The 20,893-nt window shown below is 49.2% G+C and carries 12 protein-coding genes, 1 tRNA gene and 1 pseudogene; 11 read left to right on the top strand and 3 right to left on the bottom strand.

The features are described 5' to 3' along the window. Nucleotides 1–125: 125 nt before the first annotated feature. The 9 genes and pseudogenes from WGC32_RS13285 to WGC32_RS13240 all read left to right on the top strand — a co-directional run bounded on the left by WGC32_RS13285 (nt 126) and on the right by WGC32_RS13240 (nt 6,460). A complete protein-coding gene (locus WGC32_RS13285; RefSeq protein WP_000301765.1) occupies nt 126–398 on the top strand; it encodes an antitoxin in 273 nt (90 codons plus the stop codon). A 1-nt stretch (nt 399) separates the two neighbouring features. Next, a pseudogene (locus WGC32_RS15155) lies at nt 400–1,029 on the top strand (P-loop nucleotide/nucleoside kinase family protein). Between the two features lie 46 nt (nt 1,030–1,075). After that, entirely contained in the window at nt 1,076–1,813 is a 738-nt protein-coding gene (gene erm(B) / locus WGC32_RS13270; RefSeq protein WP_002292226.1) for a 23S rRNA (adenine(2058)-N(6))-methyltransferase Erm(B), read from the top strand. A gap of 145 nt (nt 1,814–1,958) precedes the next feature. Next, nucleotides 1,959–2,243: a topoisomerase C-terminal repeat-containing protein gene (locus tag WGC32_RS13265; protein WP_073459356.1), complete on the top strand. Its 285-nt coding sequence runs from the start codon at nt 1,959–1,961 to the stop codon at nt 2,241–2,243. Nucleotides 2,244–2,387: 144 nt separating this feature from the next. Then, nucleotides 2,388–3,224 (top strand): ParA family protein, encoded by an 837-nt coding sequence (locus WGC32_RS13260; RefSeq protein WP_021377930.1) that lies wholly within the window; start codon nt 2,388–2,390, stop codon nt 3,222–3,224. Between the two features lie 739 nt (nt 3,225–3,963). Continuing rightward, nucleotides 3,964–4,089 carry a hypothetical protein gene (locus WGC32_RS15150; protein WP_431834113.1) on the top strand — a complete coding sequence of 42 codons (126 nt, stop codon included), beginning with the start codon at nt 3,964–3,966 and terminating at the stop codon, nt 4,087–4,089. A 6-nt stretch (nt 4,090–4,095) separates the two neighbouring features. Beyond that, nucleotides 4,096–4,344 (top strand): helix-turn-helix domain-containing protein, encoded by a 249-nt coding sequence (locus WGC32_RS13250; protein WP_002323370.1) that lies wholly within the window; start codon nt 4,096–4,098, stop codon nt 4,342–4,344. Nucleotides 4,345–4,738: 394 nt separating this feature from the next. Then, a complete protein-coding gene (locus WGC32_RS13245; protein WP_009269671.1) occupies nt 4,739–4,996 on the top strand; it encodes a helix-turn-helix domain-containing protein in 258 nt (85 codons plus the stop codon). A gap of 18 nt (nt 4,997–5,014) precedes the next feature. Further along, the gene (locus WGC32_RS13240; RefSeq protein WP_003423078.1) at nt 5,015–6,460 is read left to right on the top strand and encodes a site-specific integrase; all 1,446 of its coding nucleotides are present in this window, start codon (nt 5,015–5,017) and stop codon (nt 6,458–6,460) included. 208 nt (nt 6,461–6,668) lie between these two features. On the opposite strand, the gene WGC32_RS13235 is transcribed toward WGC32_RS13240, so the two are convergent. Next, nucleotides 6,669–6,745: transfer RNA gene (locus WGC32_RS13235), tRNA-Arg, on the bottom strand. A gap of 465 nt (nt 6,746–7,210) precedes the next feature. Here WGC32_RS13235 and WGC32_RS13230 point away from each other — a divergent pair. Further along, nucleotides 7,211–7,639, top strand: coding sequence for a bis(5'-nucleosyl)-tetraphosphatase (locus tag WGC32_RS13230; protein ID WP_342682554.1), 429 nt, complete (start codon nt 7,211–7,213; stop codon nt 7,637–7,639). Nucleotides 7,640–7,727: 88 nt separating this feature from the next. Here WGC32_RS13230 and WGC32_RS13225 read toward each other — a convergent pair whose 3' ends face one another. Continuing rightward, nucleotides 7,728–7,961 carry an AbrB/MazE/SpoVT family DNA-binding domain-containing protein gene (locus tag WGC32_RS13225; RefSeq protein WP_342682552.1) on the bottom strand — a complete coding sequence of 78 codons (234 nt, stop codon included), beginning with the start codon at nt 7,959–7,961 and terminating at the stop codon, nt 7,728–7,730. Between the two features lie 762 nt (nt 7,962–8,723). Here WGC32_RS13225 and WGC32_RS13220 point away from each other — a divergent pair. Then, the gene (locus WGC32_RS13220; protein ID WP_342682550.1) at nt 8,724–13,766 is read left to right on the top strand and encodes a GH32 C-terminal domain-containing protein; all 5,043 of its coding nucleotides are present in this window, start codon (nt 8,724–8,726) and stop codon (nt 13,764–13,766) included. 1,381 nt (nt 13,767–15,147) lie between these two features. On the opposite strand, the gene WGC32_RS13215 is transcribed toward WGC32_RS13220, so the two are convergent. Next, nucleotides 15,148–20,538, bottom strand: a complete 5,391-nt coding sequence (locus WGC32_RS13215) for a cadherin-like beta sandwich domain-containing protein (RefSeq protein WP_342682549.1) — start codon at nt 20,536–20,538, stop codon at nt 15,148–15,150. Between the last annotated feature and the right edge of the window lie 355 nt (nt 20,539–20,893).

Here is a 20,893-nt window from a genome sequence, read left to right as displayed (position 1 = left end):
AGCCCAAGGAGTGATTGGTCAGCCAGTTGCTCCTCTCATTGTAGCTTAGGCACGAGATGGAGGGAAAGCCGGACTGGCTGTCCGGCTTTCCTGTCCAAATTTATTGTAATAGGAGTGAAAATGAAATGGCAGTTACTTATGAAAAAACATTTGAAATAGAGATCATTAACGAATTATCGGCAAGCGTTTATAATCGAGTATTAAACTATGTTTTGAATCATGAATTAAATAAAAATGACTCTCAATTATTGGAAGTCAATTTATTAAACCAATTAAAGCTTGCAAAACGTGTAAATCTTTTTGATTATTCTTTAGAAGAATTACAAGCCGTTCATGAGTATTGGCGGTCAATGAATCGCTATTCAAAACAAGTTTTGAATAAAGAGAAAGTGGCTTAATATGGCAAATATAGTCAATTTTACTGACAAACAATTTGAAAATCGCTTAAATGATAATTTAGAAGAATTGGTTCAAGGAAAAAAAGCGGTTGAATCGCCAACCGCTTTTTTACTTGGTGGGCAACCAGGGTCAGGGAAAACGAGTTTGCGAAGAAGATGATTGAGCAGGCAGGAACAAAGTGATAAATTCAAATTGTGAGGGAAAATATAGATGAATCAAGGAAGAATTATTGTGATTACAGGCTCACCGGGGACAGGAAAAACAACAACTGCGTCAATTGTCGCAAAGGAATCAGATATGGATAAATCAGTGCATATGCACACCGATGACTTTTTTCATTACTTAAGCAAAGGCGCAATACCACCACATTTGCCAGAATCCAACAAGCAAAATCTGGTTGTCATTGAAGCCTTTTTAGAGGCTGCAAAGCGATATGCTCGTGGCGGATATGATGTAATTGTAGATGGGATTGTCGGGCCATGGTTTTTGGAGCCATGGAAAGCTCTTGCCCAAGAAGATTACGAGGTACACTATATTGTATTAAGAGCGAGTATGGAAATAAGACTTAGAAGCAAACTTAAGAGTGTGTTGATAGTGCAGTATCTTAAAATTTTGTATAATAGGAATTGAAGTTAAATTAGATGCTAAAAATTTGTAATTAAGAAGGAGTGATTACATGAACAAAAATATAAAATATTCTCAAAACTTTTTAACGAGTGAAAAAGTACTCAACCAAATAATAAAACAATTGAATTTAAAAGAAACCGATACCGTTTACGAAATTGGAACAGGTAAAGGGCATTTAACGACGAAACTGGCTAAAATAAGTAAACAGGTAACGTCTATTGAATTAGACAGTCATCTATTCAACTTATCGTCAGAAAAATTAAAACTGAATACTCGTGTCACTTTAATTCACCAAGATATTCTACAGTTTCAATTCCCTAACAAACAGAGGTATAAAATTGTTGGGAGTATTCCTTACCATTTAAGCACACAAATTATTAAAAAAGTGGTTTTTGAAAGCCATGCGTCTGACATCTATCTGATTGTTGAAGAAGGATTCTACAAGCGTACCTTGGATATTCACCGAACACTAGGGTTGCTCTTGCACACTCAAGTCTCGATTCAGCAATTGCTTAAGCTGCCAGCGGAATGCTTTCATCCTAAACCAAAAGTAAACAGTGTCTTAATAAAACTTACCCGCCATACCACAGATGTTCCAGATAAATATTGGAAGCTATATACGTACTTTGTTTCAAAATGGGTCAATCGAGAATATCGTCAACTGTTTACTAAAAATCAGTTTCATCAAGCAATGAAACACGCCAAAGTAAACAATTTAAGTACCGTTACTTATGAGCAAGTATTGTCTATTTTTAATAGTTATCTATTATTTAACGGGAGGAAATAATTCTATGAGTCGCTTTTGTAAATTTGGAAAGTTACACGTTACTAAAGGGAATGTAGATAAATTATTAGGTATACTACTGACAGCTTCCAAGGAGCTAAAGAGGTCCCTAGCGCCTACGGGGAATTTGTATCGATAAGGGGTACAAATTCCCACTAAGCGCTCGGGACCCCTTGTAGGAAAATGTCCTAAGTGTGGCAACAATATTGTATTAAAAAAATCGTTTTATGGTTGTTCAAATTATCCTGAATGTACCTTCACTTTAGCTGAACATTTTAGAAAGAAAAAACTCACCAAAACAAATGTAAAAGAATTACTAGAGGGAAAAGAAACCCTGGTAAAAGGAATCAAAACGAAAGATAGAAAGTCCTACAATGCCGTTGTAAAAATCGGAGAAAAGGGATATATTGATTTTATCTCTTTTTCAAAATAAGCATAAAAGCCCTTTAAAGAGGGCTTTTATATATTAATCACAAATCACTTATCACAAATCACAAGTGATTAATCACAAATCACTTGTGATTTGTGATTCCTAATGATACAATATTACTATACAAAAAAAGAATGGGGCGTAGTTATGGAGAAGGAAGAACTCAAAATACTTGAAGAATTAAGACGTATTTTAAACAGTAAAAATGAAGCGATTGTTATCTTAAACAATTATTTTAAAGGTGGTGTTGGAAAGTCAAAATTATCGACTATGTTTGCTTACTTGACAGACAAATTTAATTTAAAAGTTTTAATGATCGATAAGGACTTACAAGCAACATTGACAAAAGACTTAGCAAAAACATTTAAGGTAGAATTGCCACGTGTTAATTTTTATGAAGGACTGAAAAATGGAAACTTGGCTTCTTCTATTGTTCATTTGACTGATAATTTAGACTTGATCCCTGGCACGTTTGATTTGATGTTACTGCCAAAATTAACTCGCTCATGGACTTTTGAAAATGAAAGTAGATTGCTTGCTACTCTTTTAGCACCTTTAAAAAGTGACTATGATCTCATTATTATTGATACTGTACCAACGCCAAGCGTTTATACAAATAATGCAATCGTGGCAAGTGATTACGTCATGATCCCTTTACAAGCAGAAGAAGAAAGTACAAACAACATTCAAAACTATATTTCCTATTTGATTGATTTACAAGAACAGTTTAACCCTGGACTAGATATGATCGGTTTTGTTCCTTATTTAGTTGATACGGACAGCACAACGATAAAATCAAACCTGGAAGAACTGTACAAGCAACATAAAGAAGATAACTTGGTTTTCCAAAATATTATCAAGCGAAGTAATAAAGTAAGTACCTGGTCTAAAAACGGCATTACAGAACACAAAGGCTATGACAAAAAAGTTTTATCTATGTATGAGAACGTATTTTTTGAAATGCTTGCATATAGTATGCAGTAATAATTCAAAAGCTGTTATCGTGTGCGGTAAATAAAAAAAACCGTTCCTAGATAATACACTTTTGTGCGTCTTGAAAAATAACGGGACGGTTTTGGATATAACCAGAACTGTCCTTTTTTCTTAGGAGTAAATAAGGCATAGCTCTGGTTAAAGGGGGCTATACCATGATTGCATACGGAAGAACGTTCTGCCGTTCTCAACTGAATAAATATTTCAGTCCACTATTACAATCATTACACCCTTTACAAGAATTAAAAATTCATATCAATAGAATTTATAAAACAGTCTGTTTGTGTAATTACACATTATCGGGCTGTTTTTGTTTTGTTAAAAATTTTTTTCAACTTTTTTCGGTTTCAACTTAGCAAATCACACCTGTCGTTCCCTATATGGTGCGGAAAGAGGGATAACCACTTTTCATATCGTAACGGAAAGGGGGTGAGATTGATGAAACCATCTGACTTCCAGAAAACAGTTCAATGCCGTTTTGAAAGTTGTTTGAAGAAAGTTGTCCGACATGTTGTTAAGGACTATCAGAAGAAATTAAAGCGACGACAAAAGGGAGAAACGCTTTTTTTGTGAACTTCCAGAAATCGTTGTAGAAAATCTGGCTGTCTGGGACGACTATGATACGGACTATACGATTTTCAATGTATGTGGTAGTGATATTCGTATTTGTGATGATGAACTGGCAGAAGCCTTGAAACATTTGTCTGAGCGTAATCGAGAAAATTTGTTGATGTATTATTTCTTGGAAATGAGCGATACCGAGATTGCAAAAAGACAAAATATTTCAAGAAGTGGTGTTTTTCAAAACCGACACAATTCACTAGAGCTTATGAAAAAAATACTAAAGGAGAAATGATAGCAAATGAAACACACAATGAAGAAGCCGTCCTACTACTTGCTTTCGCAGGCAATGGACGGGGACGAAAAAGCGATTGAAAAGATACTGGCATTTTATGACCCTTACATATCAAAGTGCTGTCTACGACCACTCTATGATGAATACGGCAATGTCTATATTGTTGTAGATATGGAATTAAAGGGACTTATCAGAGAAGCACTTATTAAAATGATTTTAGGGTTTGATATTGCCTTAGAAATCGAAGAAGAATAACAAGCAGTAACCGCAGAGCATGATTTGTTCAATCCCCTCTTTCCTGCTCTGCCCCTGCTTTTATATGAAAGCAACACGCTTTCGCCACAGCTCTTTGACAACTGAATAAAGCAGACAGATACGTTTGTGAGATAGCGAGCCACGGGAACTGTACGCCACGACCTTTTCAAAAGAAAGCGAGCGACCCACGCAGTGATCCGAGAGCGACTGTTGGAAAAGTCGTTTTGCCATGACCTATCCTCACAGAATAATGATACGTCCGCATGGTGCGGTTCTGCCCACAAGAATGGGAATAGTTGAGATACTAACGGAGCTTTCCAAAGCCGTCTGCCTGCTTATAATTGATAGTTTCAGCAACAAAATCTATCTACTCTTTTTATTTAGGTGTGTTATAATGACCTTATTAGACGAGTGTATTTTGTTGCTGTCACAAATGAAAGGGGTCTTAATAGTGATAAGTGATACACAAAATGCACAATCTCCTACAAAGGAAAAAAAGACTTATACAGTAGAGGAAATTGCTGAACAACTGGACATTAGCAAAAAGGTAGCTTATTCATTAGTAAAAAGCGGTCAATTCAGTTATGTTCGTGCTGGTAAAGCCATACGGGTATCAAAGGTTTCTTTCGATAAATGGTTAAATGAAATTTAACTATAAGGAGAGAAAATTATGGCTTCAATCAAACAAAGAAAATCAAGTTTTTCAGTTATTTATTGGTACTTAGATAGTGCAGGAGAAAGAAAACAAAAATGGGACACGCTGGAAACAAGAAAAGAAGCAAAACAGCGAAAAGCCTTTATAGAATACTATCAAGAGAAATTTGGATATGTGATAGTTCCATTAGAGGAACAATTTGCACATCAGATTGAAAATTCTAAAAAGGAGTTAGATGTTGTAGACAAAGATATTACATTGCGTGATTTCCTAGAAATTTTTGTTAATTTATATGGCACATCTAAATGGTCGCCGAGTACATTTAGTAGTAAGGTAGGCAGTATTGAAAATTATATCAATCCGATTATTGGAGATTGGAAACTGAATGAAATAACTACAAAAAGTCTATCAAAATACTACAATGATTTATTGAGCGTTCCAGAAGTACCACGGGCAAACAGAAAAGCAACTGGTCGTTGTGTTCAACCAGCGAACATCAAAAAAATACATGATATTATCCGCTGTGCCTTAAATCAAGCTATCCGCTGGGAGTATATTGATACAAACAAAAGAAACCCTGCGTCTTTGGCTACGTTACCAAAAATTCCAAAGACTAGGCGAAAAGTGTGGAGTGTTCAAACATTTCGAGAAGCGGTAAAAGCCACGGAAGATGATTTGCTTTCAATTTGTATGCACTTAGCTTTTTCCTGCTCTATGCGAATTGGAGAAATTACAGGACTTACATGGGAAGATGTTATTATTGATGAAGAGTCCATTGCTACAAATAATGCAAAGGTAATCATCAATAAAGAACTTTCAAGAGTAAATGCAGAAGCTATGCAGAAATTAAAGGAAAAGGATATTTTAAAGATTTTCCCAACGCAAAAACCGCATTGTACCACAAGGCTTGTCTTGAAAACGCCAAAAACAGAAACAAGTAATCGTGTTGTCTGGTTACCTAAAACAGTTGCGGAACTATTGGTGCAATATAAAAAAGACCAGCAGGAATTAAAGGAATTTTTAGGAAGTGCCTACAATGATTACAACCTTGTTATTGCGTTGGATAATGGCAATCCCGTGGAAAGCCGTATTGTTAGAGATAGGTTTCAAAAGCTCTGTGAAGAAAACGATTATGAAGTTGTGGTATTTCACAGCCTACGCCATTTAAGTACGGGTTATAAACTCAAAATGACAAACGGAGATGTTAAGTCCGTACAAGGCGATACTGGTCACGCAGAAGCAGAAATGGTTACAGATGTATATTCAGAAATCATTGACGAGGACAGACGTTTCAATGCACAAAAAATGGATAAAGAATTTTATTCTACGCTTAATGATGATACAGACAATCCAAAGCAAGATACCGACTTAACCGATAGTGATATGGCGTTATTGGAACTGATTAAATCTTTATCGCCAGAAATGAAAGAGCAATTTTTAAAGCAGGCACTTCAAAGATAGAATTTCAAAAGTGTTAGCAAATTCCAAAAAAACCAGCGATTTTTCTTCAAAAATAAAAAAGTGTTAGCAAGCCTATTTCCTTAAAAGTCTTAAAAAAATATCGAATAAAAAATGACAGATTGAAAACAATTCGTATTCAGCGTAAATAGAAAGCCATAAATAAAGAAACGCTGAAAACCTTGTAAAATAAGGCTTTCAGCGGAGTTTGTGGCGTCCCAGACAGGAGTCGAACCTGCGACGTTTCGCTTAGGAGGCGAACCCTCTATCCTGCTGAGGTACTGGGACATTCTTAAAAATCTATTCAATTTTATCTAGTTATCATATCAAAAGGCGTTTGTTCCACCTAGCCCTTAGGAGGGAAGCACTCTATCCAGCTGAGTTACAAGCGCGGATGTAAAAATGTGTTTGCAGGGAAATACGAGATAGATGATACTATCTCATACTACAACAAAAGCGTCCCGATGTCAACTCAACCCGGCCGGACCGGAAGGGAAAGGCTGGATAAAAGACGGCGGATGGCTTTTCGGCAGGGAGGCCTAGCCAAATCCGCAGCCTGGATGAAAATGCGCTTTGCTTTCCTTATAAAAAGTGCTATAGTAATAGAATAGAGCGACGGGAGAAAGACAGGATTGCTGGGAGACGCCAGCCATAGGATCGACCTGTAAAAGGGATGGAAGAAAGGGAAAGATCCGGAGCTGTCTTTGGCCGCGGCAGACGGCCGTGGTAGAGAAAAGAAAGGGAGAAAAGAGTGTGAAACGGGAGAAATCATGCGGAGCCCTGGTCTATCGGCTCCTGGACGATAACAGGACCCAGCTGCTGCTGCTCAAGCACCGGTACGGCGGTCATTGGTCCTTCCCCAAAGGCCATGTGGAGCGGGGGGAAAATGAGGTGCAGACCGCGCTGCGGGAAATCAAGGAGGAAACCGGCCTCAGCGTGGACCTGCAAAATGGGTTTCGGGAATGCGTATCTTATTCCCCCAAGCCCAATGTAAAAAAACAGGTGGTCTATTTCTTGGGCTATGCCCGGGACGACCGGGTCCAGAAGCAGGAGGAGGAGGTCAGCGAGATCCGCTGGGTGGATATTGAGGAAGCTCCAGCCCTGGTGACCTTTAAAAACGACAAGAATCTTATTAACAAAGCCACCCGATTCCTCTTTGAGGATAAGGGGCCGCGCGTATAAAAGCCAAGACGCCGCTTCCGGTTTCGGGAAACACAGATAAAAAAACAGCCGCATTGCGGCTGTTTTTTTATGACTCAGGGTCTTTGTGTCATGGTGATCTTTTCATAACACGGGTCACAGATGAGGTAAGGGCCTCGGGCATGCACCAACTCACTGCCGCCCACAGGGCACATGTTACCCCGGCCTTGCGCAGCAGGATGGCATCTTCCTGAATAGTAATCTCAAGAATTTGATCTTTTTCAAAGCCCATATGTTTCCTTACGTCCATTGGTAGAACAATGCGTCCTAGCTCGTCAACTTTGCGGGTGAATTTTATTTGCATTTCCCCCCACCTCCCAATACAATTATAAACATAATTGGTAAAAATTTCAAGTGGATGTTGTAAAATTTTGTAAAAAAGTGAAAGGGCAAAAGACACTCATTTAATTAGAAAAAAATGGAAGCCATCTCGGAAAAATCTTTTTCTCATGCCGGGAGGAGAAAGGTTAAAGTGAAAACGATGAAGATTTCTTTCCAGGCGGTCCATAAAATAACAAGGTGAATATAAATTCGGCGGCTGGAATAATAAGAAATTTATATTTTTATGCAGAAAGTGAATTATTTATAAACGCAGGAAATCGCTAAAATGACAAAAATAGTATTTGCCTAGGAACAGAGATTTTCGAGAAAGATTACATGCTGAATTTTTGATTAGATTTTTGGAGGAAATAGACAAACAACTTTACAGCGAGACAAAAAATAATGATCGTTTACCATTAAAGACAAAAAAATGTATGAAATTGTTTGTGAACTATGCGTAATTTTTAAACTTAAAATTGTTTATTATGCTCTATTGGGAAGCTTAAAATTAAATATGACACAAAAGATATATTCAAAATATGTACACAATATACAAATATGCTGTAAGGGATGGGTAGATATTGCGAATTTTTGAAGGACATGTTATCACAACAAAGCATTATGATGTCTTTATGAGGATGTTTTTCCATGAAAATGAAGGGGAGGTTCCTCAATAAGGACAAGCCGTTTACTTTTCCAAGGGCAAAGCCCTGAAAAAGAACACCAATGAGGAGGAAATGTGAGAATGAGAAACGGTTCACAAGCGCGTAAAGGCGCGACCCGTTGCGCATCCCTGCTGTTTGCGCTGATCATCGCGTTGACCAGCGTACTTCCCGGCGGGCTGCTGACAGCGAGCGCGGCCGCCGTTGGCTTGGGCGATCTCGATGGCGACAGCGTCATCAACGGCGCCGCTACCTATGAGATGCTCAACACCGGCGGTAACAACAAAGCGGTGGGCGGCGAGAAAACAAACGCTGCTTTCACCTATGAAGCAGACCTTACCTATGTTGAGGGCAATACCGCCTCCCTGATCTTCGGCGCGGGCGCCAACGACCCCGCCTTGATTGGACGTGAGGGCGACACCACCGACGGCTTCTTCGGCCTGGAGTTCTCCCGCACTGGGGAGGGTACCGCCAATATTAACCTGAAGCTGTTCTATGACGGCCCGAATGGTACCACCCTGGACGGCATTATTCCCCAGGGCACCCTGGGCGCTACCGGCGTGGACACCACTAAGCCCGTCCATGTGAAACTGGAAATGACCTCCGACGAGCAGCTGAAAATCTGGATTAATAGCCAGGAAGTCAGCTACTCCATGGATCCTGCCAAGGTAGACGGCTTTAAAGAGCGCTACGAGGCGGGCTACTGCGGCTTCATGACCTGGAGCACCGACGCTATCTTCGCTAACCCCACCGTTGACGGCACCACCATCCTGGAGAACGTCAAGGGCGAGAGCATGACCACCCGCACTTCCTATGAGCTGGCAAAACTGAATGGCAACAACCGTGCGGTTTCCAACACCAAGACCGCTTACTTCGAGTATTCCGCCGACATCCTCTTCCAGGATGGCGCCTCCGCCTCCATGATGTTCGGCGCCGGCAGCAATGTCTACTCTGACCTGGGCAACGCGGACGGCACTACCAAGAAATTCTTCGCGGTGGAACTTTCCCGGGACGGCGACGCAGATAACGCCAACCTGTTTGTCAAGATGTTTGAGGACGGCCCTGGCGCTATGGGCGAGGGCATCATCGACAGACAGCAGGTTGCTACCGGTGTAGACACCACAAAACCTGTCACCTTCAAGGTGGTTGTCACCCCTGAGAAGGAAGTCGAGCTGTATGTCAACAATAACAAGATTGAATACACCAAAGGCTCTAAATACGAGCAGTTCCAGAACGCCTATGCCGGCGGTTATCTGGGCTTTGTGACCTGGAATACCAAAGCTCAGTTCTCCAATGTATCCGTTGTCAACAACGGCACCGAGGTCACCGATGGTTTCCGCACCAACCTGACCGGGCTTTCCGCAGTGGGCGGCACCTGGAACCGGACCGACGACGGCCTCTATTCCAGCGGCAACGACGTCTTCTATATGAGCGACGTCAACCTCAAGAACTTCACCCTGGAAGCTACCGTCACCATCGACGGCACCGCAGCTGGCGCGTTGGTCTTCCGTGCGGCCAGCAACACCGACCCCAAAGGGGCGGGCACCTATGTGGCCAACGTCGACCTGAACCGAGGCGACGCCCGCATCTTCACCTTCGGCCAAGGCGGCGGGGATGTCGGCTCCTATGCCCTGCCCGATAAGACCAAGGGCACCTATAAGATGAAGATCATTGCCATCGGCAATATGCTCAACTATTATGTGGACGACGTGCTGGCGGTTTCCGCCACCAACGATAAGTTCGAAAGCGGCTACCTGGGCCTGATGACCTTCGGCGGCTCCGTCACCTACCAGGATGTGAAGTACACCGATCTGGGCGCTGACGCCACCGCTCCCGGCCTCACCGGTCTCACTGTCACCGGCGGCAGCCTGGAGCTGACCCCGGAATTTGACCCGGAGGTAACAAACTACACCTATTTTGCCGGCTATGCCGACAGCGTCACCGTGACCCCCACCGCCGAGGCGGGCACCAACCTGACCATTGCGGCCACCGGCCCTGAGGGCGAAATCTTCGCCGCCGAGGCCATCGCTTCCGGCAATTCTAAGGAGATCCCCCTTCAGGTTGGCAGCAACACCGTCAGCATTATGGCAACCAAGGACGGCGTTTCCATGGGCACCACCATCAAGGTGACCAAGAAGGCCAGCGCCGACTATATGGCGGCGGAGCCCTACCGTCCCCAGTTCCACTTCTCCCCTGAGATCAACTTTATGAACGACCCCAACGGTCTGATCTACGATTCCAGCAACGGCACCTGGCATATGTACTTCCAGTACAGCCCCCAGCTCCCCGGCATGGGTTACCAGACCTGGGGTCACGCACAGTCCACCGACCTGGTAACCTGGCAGGAGATGCCGGTGGCCATCCCCATGGATGACCTGGGCGCCATCTTCTCCGGTTCCGCGGTCATCGATGAAAACAACACCTCCAGGTTCTTTGACAATAACGAGCCCGGCGACTCCAAGCTGGTGGCTATCTTCACCCATGCAGGTAAACTCGGCCAGGTTCAGTCCATCGCCTACTCCACCGACCATGGCGTGACTTGGACGACCTATAAGTACAACCCTGTCCTAGACAAGGACGACACAGAGTTTGGCCACGACTTCCGCGACCCGAAGGTTTGGTGGCAGGAAGATCCCGAGGATTTAGATGATGGCGGCCTGTGGCTCATGGTTGTGGCCGGCGGACGTGGCCAGATCTTCTCCTCTGAAAACCTGATCGACTGGAAGTTTGAGCAGGCCCTGACCTTCGCGGACGGCAGCGAGCTGCACTCCGAGTGCCCGGCCCTCTTCCCGGTGAACACCGACGAAGGGGAGAAATGGCTCTATGTAGCGTCCAGTGACTGGTACTGCGTAGGCGACCTGGTGAAAACCGAGGATGGCTGGCGTTTTGAGGCTGAGACCGGCCGGATTGAAAGCGCCAACGGCGGCGCCTCCAAGATGTATGCTGGACAGCATTACTACAACGATGGCTCCGGCCAAAACCGGAAGCTGATGGTTCACTGGCTCCAGGATTACTCCGCCCCCGGCACCCTCACCGACAAGCGCTGGAACGGCGTTCAGTCCATCCCCCGTGTCACCGGCCTGAAGAAGATCGACGGCACCTGGCATATGACCGCTTATCCGGCGGAGGAGATCGAGTCCTATCGCAGCGACGTCATCTATGAAACCGAGAACCTGACCGTCAGCGCTGAGGATGGCAACATCCTGGGCGGCGCGGCTGGCCAGTACTACGATATCGAGGGTATCTTTGATCCCGGCACCGCCACTGAATTTGGCTTCAAGCTCCGCACCGGCAACGGCCAGGAGACGGTGGTCAAATACAACGCGGAAACTGAGCAGCTCATCCTTGACAAATCCAAATCCGGCCCCTGCAACACCGATTCCTTCAGCTGGACCCTCCATCCCATGGAGGACGGCAAGGTGCAGATCCGGATCCTCATGGATAACTCTGTGGTCGAGGTATTCGGCAACTACGGCGACGCCGATATGGCCGACCTGTGCTTCCCGGATCCCGGCAGCATCGGCATGGAATTCTTTGTAGAGGGCGGCGAGGTCACCATCGACGAGCTGCACATCTGGCAGATGAAATCCATGTTCAACGGCGAAGGCGCTACCAGCACCGAGCCTCTGTTCCTGTCCCTGTCCGCTCCTGACATTGTGGATCCCGGCGAGGAATTCACCGTCTACGCCAGCGTCCTGCCCATCACCGCTACCGACAAGTCCGTCACCTGGGACGTCGGCGATGGCCTGACCGTAGTTGAGCAGACTGATACTTACGTTGTGCTCAGAGCAGACGCGGAAGGCGATTACACCGTCAAAGCCACCAGCAACACCGGCGGCCTCACCGCTGAGGCCACCATCAGCGCTGAGTATCGCATCTTTAACACCAACGTAGCCGACTGGGTATCCAAGAGCGGCACCTGGTACAAGACCGGCGACGGCATGCGGGGCCAGAACGCTGGTTCCGGCGACTGCTTCTACCTGTCTGAGAACATCCTCCCCGACACCCCCTTCACCCTGACGGCGAAGGTCAAGACCCTGTCTGGCCAGGCCACTTCCCTGGTCTTCGGCATCCAGGACTTCAATAACCCCGGCGCTTCCTGGTACTGCTTCAATATTGAGAATACCTCCGGTAAGTTCTTCAAGAACATTAACGGCGCTGAGGTCATCCGCAAGGATTATCCCCTCACCGCAGAGCAGCAGGAGAGCCGCACCTTCGACATGAAGGTCGTCTACGACGGCAACGAGTTTATCGCCTACCTGGACGATAAAGAGGTTGCGAGATTTAGCGACACCGAGTACAACGGCGGTTACATGGGCCTTCTGACCTATCGTTCCGACAGCGTATTCAACGACGTATACCTGACCCTGGAAGAGGAGATCACCGCGGTTGATCCTATCGCTGACATCGAGGTCCAGCTGGGCTCCGACGTCACCATCGAGGACATCATCGCCTCCCTGCCGGCGCAGGTTACCGTGACCACCGAGTCCGGCGCTAAGGTCCTCAAGGACGTTGTCTGGGATACCTCCAAGGTTGACCTGACCCAGGCTGGCACCACCCAGATCACCGGTACTGTAGAGGGTACTGACATTCCGGCTATCATCAACGTGGTAGTCAAGGAAGAGGCAGTCATCGAGTCCCTGACTCCGGAAGAGATCAACGTCTCCGCAGTGGAAGGCTCCACCGCAGAGGAAGTTTGGGAGAAGATCGACAAGAACGTCACCGCCAACTACTCCGACGGCAGCACCGCCGACCTGGTAGTCTCCGATTGGGATTACGAGAACGTCAACTTTGACGAGCCCGGTACCTATGTGGCGACCGGCGCCCTGACCCTGGACGGCGTACCCATGGATCTGACCATCCAGATCAATGTGACCATCACCGCAGAGGGCGGCCAGGTTGCTCCTGGCACCGACAAGCCCAGCATTCCTGGTTCTGACGAAGGCCAGGTAGGCGGCGGCGATTGGGATTGGCCGTCTGGCAGCGGATCTGATTCCACCACCGGTTCCGGTTCTGGCGACAAAGAGAACCCGTCCTCCGGTGACAGCAGCATGATCGCTGGAGCACTGGCAGTCCTGGCTCTGAGCGCAGGCACAGCTGTGGTTCTCACCCGCAAAAAGAAATAAGGATGAATCCTTAGAAGAATAGGAGACGGAGCGCGGATTCCCGCGCTCCGATTCCTTTCGTGGGTATAGAAGAGGAAAGAGAAGAAGGAAGCGGGAAAAGGCTTGGGGCCGTTTGGGCTCCAAGCCTTTTCTGCGTCCTGTAAAAAAACGTTTTGAAAAAGTTGTATGCTCCGGCGCCAAGAAAATATTGATTTTGCATGTTTTCTATCGAAGTTTTGAAGAAAAGGTACAAAGTAATATTGGATTTCCTGGGCATAGCGCTGAGAATAAAAAACATGAGGCACTTATATTGCATTATTTGTGAAGAAGTGCTATGATAAAAACGATTTCATTTATGCGGGAAGTTGCATATCTTTTGACCTGTTTGAAGCCATTGAGAAATGCTTCGTCCCAGTGATGAAGGGTTTACTTTGCGTACACGGTAGTTTTTCTCACCTATTTATTTTCTTATCAGCAAAGGGCCGGCGATGGTTCGCCGGCCCTTTGTCTGTACCTTGCGGACGGCAAGTTGCCGCAGCCAAGCCGCGCTGTGGTGTCAATCGCAACATAATTGCGGGCATCGCGGACAGCGGTTTTAGCTAGACCGTGGGTGCGTCATCCCGCCCCGGTAGGGGCCGCGTCTTGTGCTCCGCAGGAGCGTGGGCGGTTTCGGCGGCAGCCGACGATTTTTCGGAACATCCCGGGGGAATCCAGTGGTGTTAGCCCCCGGGATTGGGAGAAAAATCGCCGCCCATACTACTGGGAAAGCAGAGAGCCCCATCAGGGGGATATCCAAGGGGCGTACCCCTTGGATCACTTTTGCATCCTTTTCTTGAGAGAAAAGGATGTGCCCGCCCCGGCATGAGGGGCTGCCACCAGCTACCGCTGGGAGACACTGCGCTGGCGGGCAGTGCCCGCGGCCAGATCGCGCTGTGATGCAATGGATAACTCAGTCGCGAGTGTCGCGGCAGTGTTGCTAAATAAAACTTAGGGCGCGTCATCCCGCCCCGGAAGGGGCCGCGTCATGCCCGTCGCTAGGCGCGCGGGCGGCGAGTCGCCGCAGCCAAGCCGCGCTGTAGTGTCAATCGCAACATAATTGCGGGCATCGCGGACAGCGGTTTTAGCTAGGCCGTGGGCGCGTCATCCCGCCCTGGGAGGGGCCCACCTACCGGTGGAGGATGTCGCGCTGGCGGGCAGTGCCCGCGGCCAGATCGCGCTGTGGCGTCGTCCGTAACAAAAACGCGTGAGACGCGGCAGTGTTGCTAAATAAAACTTAGGGCGCGACCTGCCGACCGCAGGTCCGCGTCATCCCGCCCCGGTAGGCGTGCGGGTAATGCAGGACATAAAAAAGCCCCCCATTTGGGGGGCTTTTTTGTTGCGAAGAAACAGCGGGATTGCGCCTTTATTTTCTCTTGCGGGAGAGAACCACCGCAGCGCCTGCGCTCAGGGTCAGGACTGCCAGTGCTCCAGCGATCATGCTGTGATCTCCGGAAGACGGGTTCTCTTTGTCACTGTTGCCAGAACCAGATCCGTTGGCGGAACCATTTCCACTGCCAGACGGCCAATCCCAGTCCCCGCCGCCTGCCTGATCTTCGTCAGAGCCAGGGATGCTGGGCTTATCGGTGCCAGGTGTGGGTTCTGGCTCTGTCACCGCTTCCTCTTCCCTTGTCACCACAATCACATATTCGCTCTCTTCACCTTCCAGGCTCAGGGTAACGATAATCTCGTTTTCTCCTACCCGCAGCGGGATCTCTTCAGAGTAGACGCCGCTCTCCAGCGCCTCTTCTCCCAGCATGGCTGTAATGCCATCGGCAAAGAAGGCTTTCACCTGTACACCCTCTGCCTCGTTTCCTACGGCAGCGGTGTAAGAGAAGGTGTCTTTGTCAAAGGCGGGAGTAAGAGTTCCTTCAGACAACTCCAGGCCATCCAGGAGAGGTTTCTCGCCTACAGGAGGCTGTTCTTCCTCTTCTCTCGTAACGGTGATGGTGTAGGTCTTGTCTCCTGCTGCTACGGTAATAGCATTAGGTCCAACCTCCAGGGCGATGTCCTCGGAGTAGGAACCGGATGCGACGTCCTTGCCGTTGACGGTGACAGCGGTGTCACCGGTGTAGGTAGGCATGACCTTGACAGAGGAGACGGAGTTTGCCACAGTGGCGGTGTAGTTCAGAGTATCCTTGTCAAAGACAGGAGCCAAGGTGCCGTTGGAGAGTTCCAGATCACTCAGCTCAGTGGGAACGACAGGATCTGGGAAATCGGTGGTCCGATCCATCTGCTTCATGGAGTAGATCTCCAAAGAATCGATGGTAGCGGTGCCGTTTGTAAAGAACTCCATACCGGCGTTCTCAAACTCGGTGTAGATGAGACCTGCTACAGCGGCCTCACCGTAGTTTCCGTAGACGTCAAAGCAGATCTGATCCAGAATCATCCGCAGATTGATCTGATCGCCTTCCATCAGGGTCAGGTCGGGCTCGTAGACACCCAGATAGCTGCCGCCGCCGGTCTTGGTCTTGTCTACATAGAGCTTGCCATCCTCACGGTTGTAGGTGATGACAAGCTCCTGGCCGCCGCCGGCCTCCCCGGTGCGCAGCTTAAAGCCCACCTGGGTGGCGGTGCCCAGGGTGATGGTGGCGTCCATATCGCAGAGGGTCGCCTGGATATCCTTCAGGACGTTTTCGCTGTTCTCGTCCACCTGGATGTCTTTGAGGTCTAGGATCTTTTCATCCCGCATGGAGTTGACCTCCTCGGCGGGGTAGCTGAAGAGCTTCACCTGGCCGTCCACCGTGTGGAGGCTGTGCTCCATGGGCAGGGACTGGGCGGAGTTCCAGTTTTTATCCTTCCACTGGGTAGAGGGATCCCGCAGCCAGCTGATGGAGATGGTGCGGCCCAGCTTCTCGTTGTGGAAGGTCTGGGTGGCATAGGTCTCAGGAGCCGGATTGCCCGGGCCCTGGTCGGCAATGCCGTTGAGGGCATAAATTTTGTCGGTTTCAGGGACAAACATGACAGAGTCGGGACCGGTTACCTCCATATGTCCCAGAATATAGAAGATACCGCCGCCGGTGTAAACCCATTTCACATTGTCAGGATCGCCGTCCACCGGCAGGGGGTAGAGGTCGGGGCACTCGGAATCAAAGACCTGGCCGTTGATCTGGGGCCGTCCGCAGAATTTCCAGTCAATGAGGTTGGGCGAAGTGAAGATATTCAGGTTGCCTACCGTCACCATGACCCAAATGCCGCCATTCTCCAGATCTTCGCTTTCATACCAGAAGACTTTGGGGTCCCGCAGGCCGCCGCCATAGATGTCGCCCGGGTTTTTGACCACCGGGTTGCCCTCATATTTGATGAAGGTCTGGCCGCCGTCGATGGAATAAGCCATGCTCTCCTTGGTATAGCCATATTCGCCGCCTACATTGGCGTAGAAGGCCACAATCCGGGAGCCGGGAGGCGTGTAGTTAGGCTTGGAAGGATCTTCTTCAAAGAGCCCGGAGGTGTTGTACCGGTCAATGACCGCTGAGCCGGACCAGGCCATGCCAAACTCATCCGGGGTGATAGCCAGGGGCAGCTCCCGCCAGTTGATCATGTCCTTGGAGATGGCATGTCCCCAGCTGGTGGTGCCGGAAAGCCCTTCTACACCGGTGTCAAAGGGCCGGTTGCACTGGAAGAAGAGGTGATAAAGCCCCGTTACGTCGTCATAGAACAGGCCGTTGGGGTCGTTCATCTGATACATATAGGGGGTGAAGTGGAGCTGGGGCCGGGCCGTCTCGTGATAGAGGGTGTCCGGATCCGGCTGCCGGGTGACGTTGATGGTGTAGGTGTCGGAGAGATCGGAACCGGGATCCCGGACCACCACCCGGACGGTGTTGAGGCCATCAGCCAGGTTGACGGAAACTTCCTCTCCCGGGGCGGCCTGCTGCTCGCCGACGGTGACGCTGTAAAGGGTGTCGTCAAAGTCGGTCTTTACCTTGACAGAGCTGACGCTGTGATCCACCTCGGCCCAGTAGGAATGCTCCGCCGGGTCAAAAGGTTTGTCCATCTCAGCGCCAACCAGCTCCAGTCCCTCCAGCTTAGGTGTTACAGCGGGATAGTAGTTGATATTGTCAAAGGTGGCGGTGGTGGGACCGGACACCATGACGCCGAAATAGCCGCCCTCGAAGTTTGGCAGGGAGATGGATTTATAAAGGGTGCCGTTGATGTAGAAGTTGGCGGTCTTCGACTCCAGATATTCTACCCGCAGATGGTAAATTTCGGTGGTCTTATCCCCGTCGGAAAGGCCGGCGGTTTCGATAAATTGGGGAGAATTATCCTTATGGGCAAAGGCCATAAAGTTGCCGTCGCCTTTGGCCGCCATGATGCAGTACCACTGGCTGGGATAGCCGGCTGGGTTGTCCGGATCCTTGACGCCGAAGATGAGGCCGCCGGCGTGGTTGCCGGCGCTGAGCTCCATATCCCCTTCAAAGATAAAGGAGGTGTTGCCGTCAATCTCAAAGTCCTCGGCAATGGCCCAGGTATTGCCGCCGGTGGAAACGCCCTGGAATCCGCCGGCCTCTGTGGTCCAGGTGCCGTTGACGCCCCGCCAGCCGGTGAGGTTGGAGGAGAAGGCGGCGTCGGAGCCGTTGATGGTGTAATAGACATGGTTAAAGGTGACGGTGGAATTGCAGGACATAACGCCGAAGTAGCCGCCCTCAAAGGTGGTCAGCTCTTTTTCCAGCAGGAGCCGGTCGCCCAGGTAGAATTTCACCGGGCCGTCCTCCACCTCCCGGACGACCTTGAGATGGAAGGTGGTTTGGACCTTCTCATCATCGGTGAGGGGGAAGTCATGGATAAAGTCGGGATTGCCGTTGGTCTGGGCAAAGATCCGGGAAAGAGGACCGCCCCGGTCCACATTGATGCAGAACCATTTGCCGGAGGGGTTCTGGGGATCCTTGACGCCGAAGGTGATGCCGCCGGCGGTTTCTTCCAGGGGCAGCTCCATGTCCGCCTCAAAGGTGAAGGGATCGTGGGAGTTGACCGCCTTGGTGGACATGGCAAAGACATTGCCGGCGCCGGAGCCTTTGTAACCGTCCTCGGTCTCACTCCAGGTGCCGCTGACGCCTCTCCAGCCGGAGAGATTGGTGACAAAGCCTTCCCCGGCAACCTTGCCGGTCTCGGTGAAGTTGACGTTGTTAAAGATGCCGCCTCCGGTGCTCATGACGCCGAAGTAGCCGCCCTCGAAGCCGGCAAAATCCTGGACAAGGACTTCCCTGTCGTCCAGGTAGAATTTAAAGGTGGTCTCCCCTTCCCGCACCACCTTCATGTGGTAGGTATCCTTGGCCTTCTCCTCCTCGGTGAGAGGCTCGGCCCGCAGGACGTTGGGGGTTCCGTTGGTCTGATCGAAGAGCATGGTGTTGGAGCCGCCGTCAGCGGTGCGCTCCACATTGAAGCAGTACCAGCGGGTGACGGGGTCGTCGGGATTCTGGACGCCAAAGACGATGCCGGAGGCATTGGTCTTGGGGGTCATATCCGCCTCGTAAACAAAGAGGACGTCGTCGCCGATCTCCTTGCCGGACATGGCGAACTGGTTGCCGGCGCAGTTGCCTTCATAGCCGTCCTGGGTGAAGTTCCAGGTGCCGGAAACCCCGTGCCAGCCGGAGAGGTTGGATGTAAAGCCTGCGATGGAGGTGCCTTCCTCGGTGAGGCCCGCGTTCTGGAACACAGCTTTTCCGGTGGAGAGCACTCCGAAGGTGCCGCCCTCATAGGCTGCGTAGGTTTCGGTTTGCACCAGCCGCTCCCCGAGGTAGTACTCGAAGGAGGAAGCGTCCTTGCGCACCACCTTGAGATGGTAGGTATCCATCCCCTTCTCCTCCTCGGTGAGAGGGATGACCCGCAGGCTGTCCCCAGGGTTGCCGTCGGTCTGGTTAAAGATCAGGATATTGTCCCCCTCCACGCTGAAGCAGTACCAGCGGGCGGTGGGGTTCTGGGGATCCTTGACGCCGAAGGCAAGGCCGTTGTTGTTGCTCTCCGGGGTCATGTCCACCTCATAGGTGAAGAGGGCGTCGCCGGAAAGGGCCTTATCCGAGAGCAGGAAGCAGTTGCCCGCGCAGTCGGAAGCATAACCCTGCGGGGTCTCGGTCCAGGTGCCGCTCTGGGCGGTCCAGCCGGTCAGGTTGGAGACAAAACCCTGGGTGGAACCGGTGATGGTCAGCTTCACATTCTGCCAAACGCCTTTATCGTTGGTCATCATGCCCACATAGCCGCCCTCGAAATTGTCGTGGGTGGTTTTATAGACAGGGGTATCGTCGATGAAGAACTCAAACTCGGTCTGGCTGTTGCGGACAATCTTTACATGATAGGTGTCCTTCTCCTCAATAGCGCCGGTCTGCACGCCGCTGAGGGGAGCGCCGTTGGTTTGGTCAAAACGGATGTATTGGTTGCTCCCCGGCATGACGCCGAAATTATAAAAGCGCTCGCTGGGGGTGCTGGGATTTTTCAGCCCATAGATGAGGGAGGCGTTGAAATCCGGGTTGGTGATGTCGGAGGTGATGTCCGCCTCATAGATAAACAGGTCGTCGGCCCCCACCACATCGTCGGCGATGGCAAAGTTGTCCCCGCCGGCGGAGGCGCCGTGGAAACCGTCATCCTCAGCCGTCCAGGTGCCGGAAAGGCCGTGGAGGTTGGTCAGATTGGTTTCAAAGCCGCCGGCCGCCGCAGCGACGCCGGGCATGACCAGGGAAACGGCCATGGAAAGGGACAGGATCGCCGGGAGCAGGCGGCGTTTGAGCAGTCCGCCCAGGCGAGAGGCCCCGTGTCGTTGTTTCATAGAAAAATCTCCTTCTTCTCGCAAGCTGTCCCCCAAGGGTACAGCCCAGGTTTTTATGCCGCCCTTTGGCGGCGGGATCATACGGATTTTCTCACGGCTACAGCTACCTTTCCTCCCCTCCGGCCGCGAATATTTCAGAAAAACCAATAAATAATTTCGTTATAAGATGCATGTATTATTTGTGCAATTGTAAAAACATTTCCCTTTCATATTTCGGCGCAACAGCAAATTTCCACTACCGTTTCTTGTGAAAAAGGACAAGATGTTGTACGTCTGGGAAAGGGTAAGAAAATACCGCTGGAGAGCATAGAAAGGCGGGAAAAGGGACATGCTGTAAGGGAAGGATTTTACCGTC

The sequence above is a fragment of the Zongyangia acetica genome (genome assembly GCF_038739695.1).
GTDB classification, from domain to species: domain Bacteria; phylum Bacillota; class Clostridia; order Oscillospirales; family Ruminococcaceae; genus Zongyangia; species Zongyangia gallinarum.
This window is presented reverse-complemented; position numbering and strand designations above follow the sequence as displayed.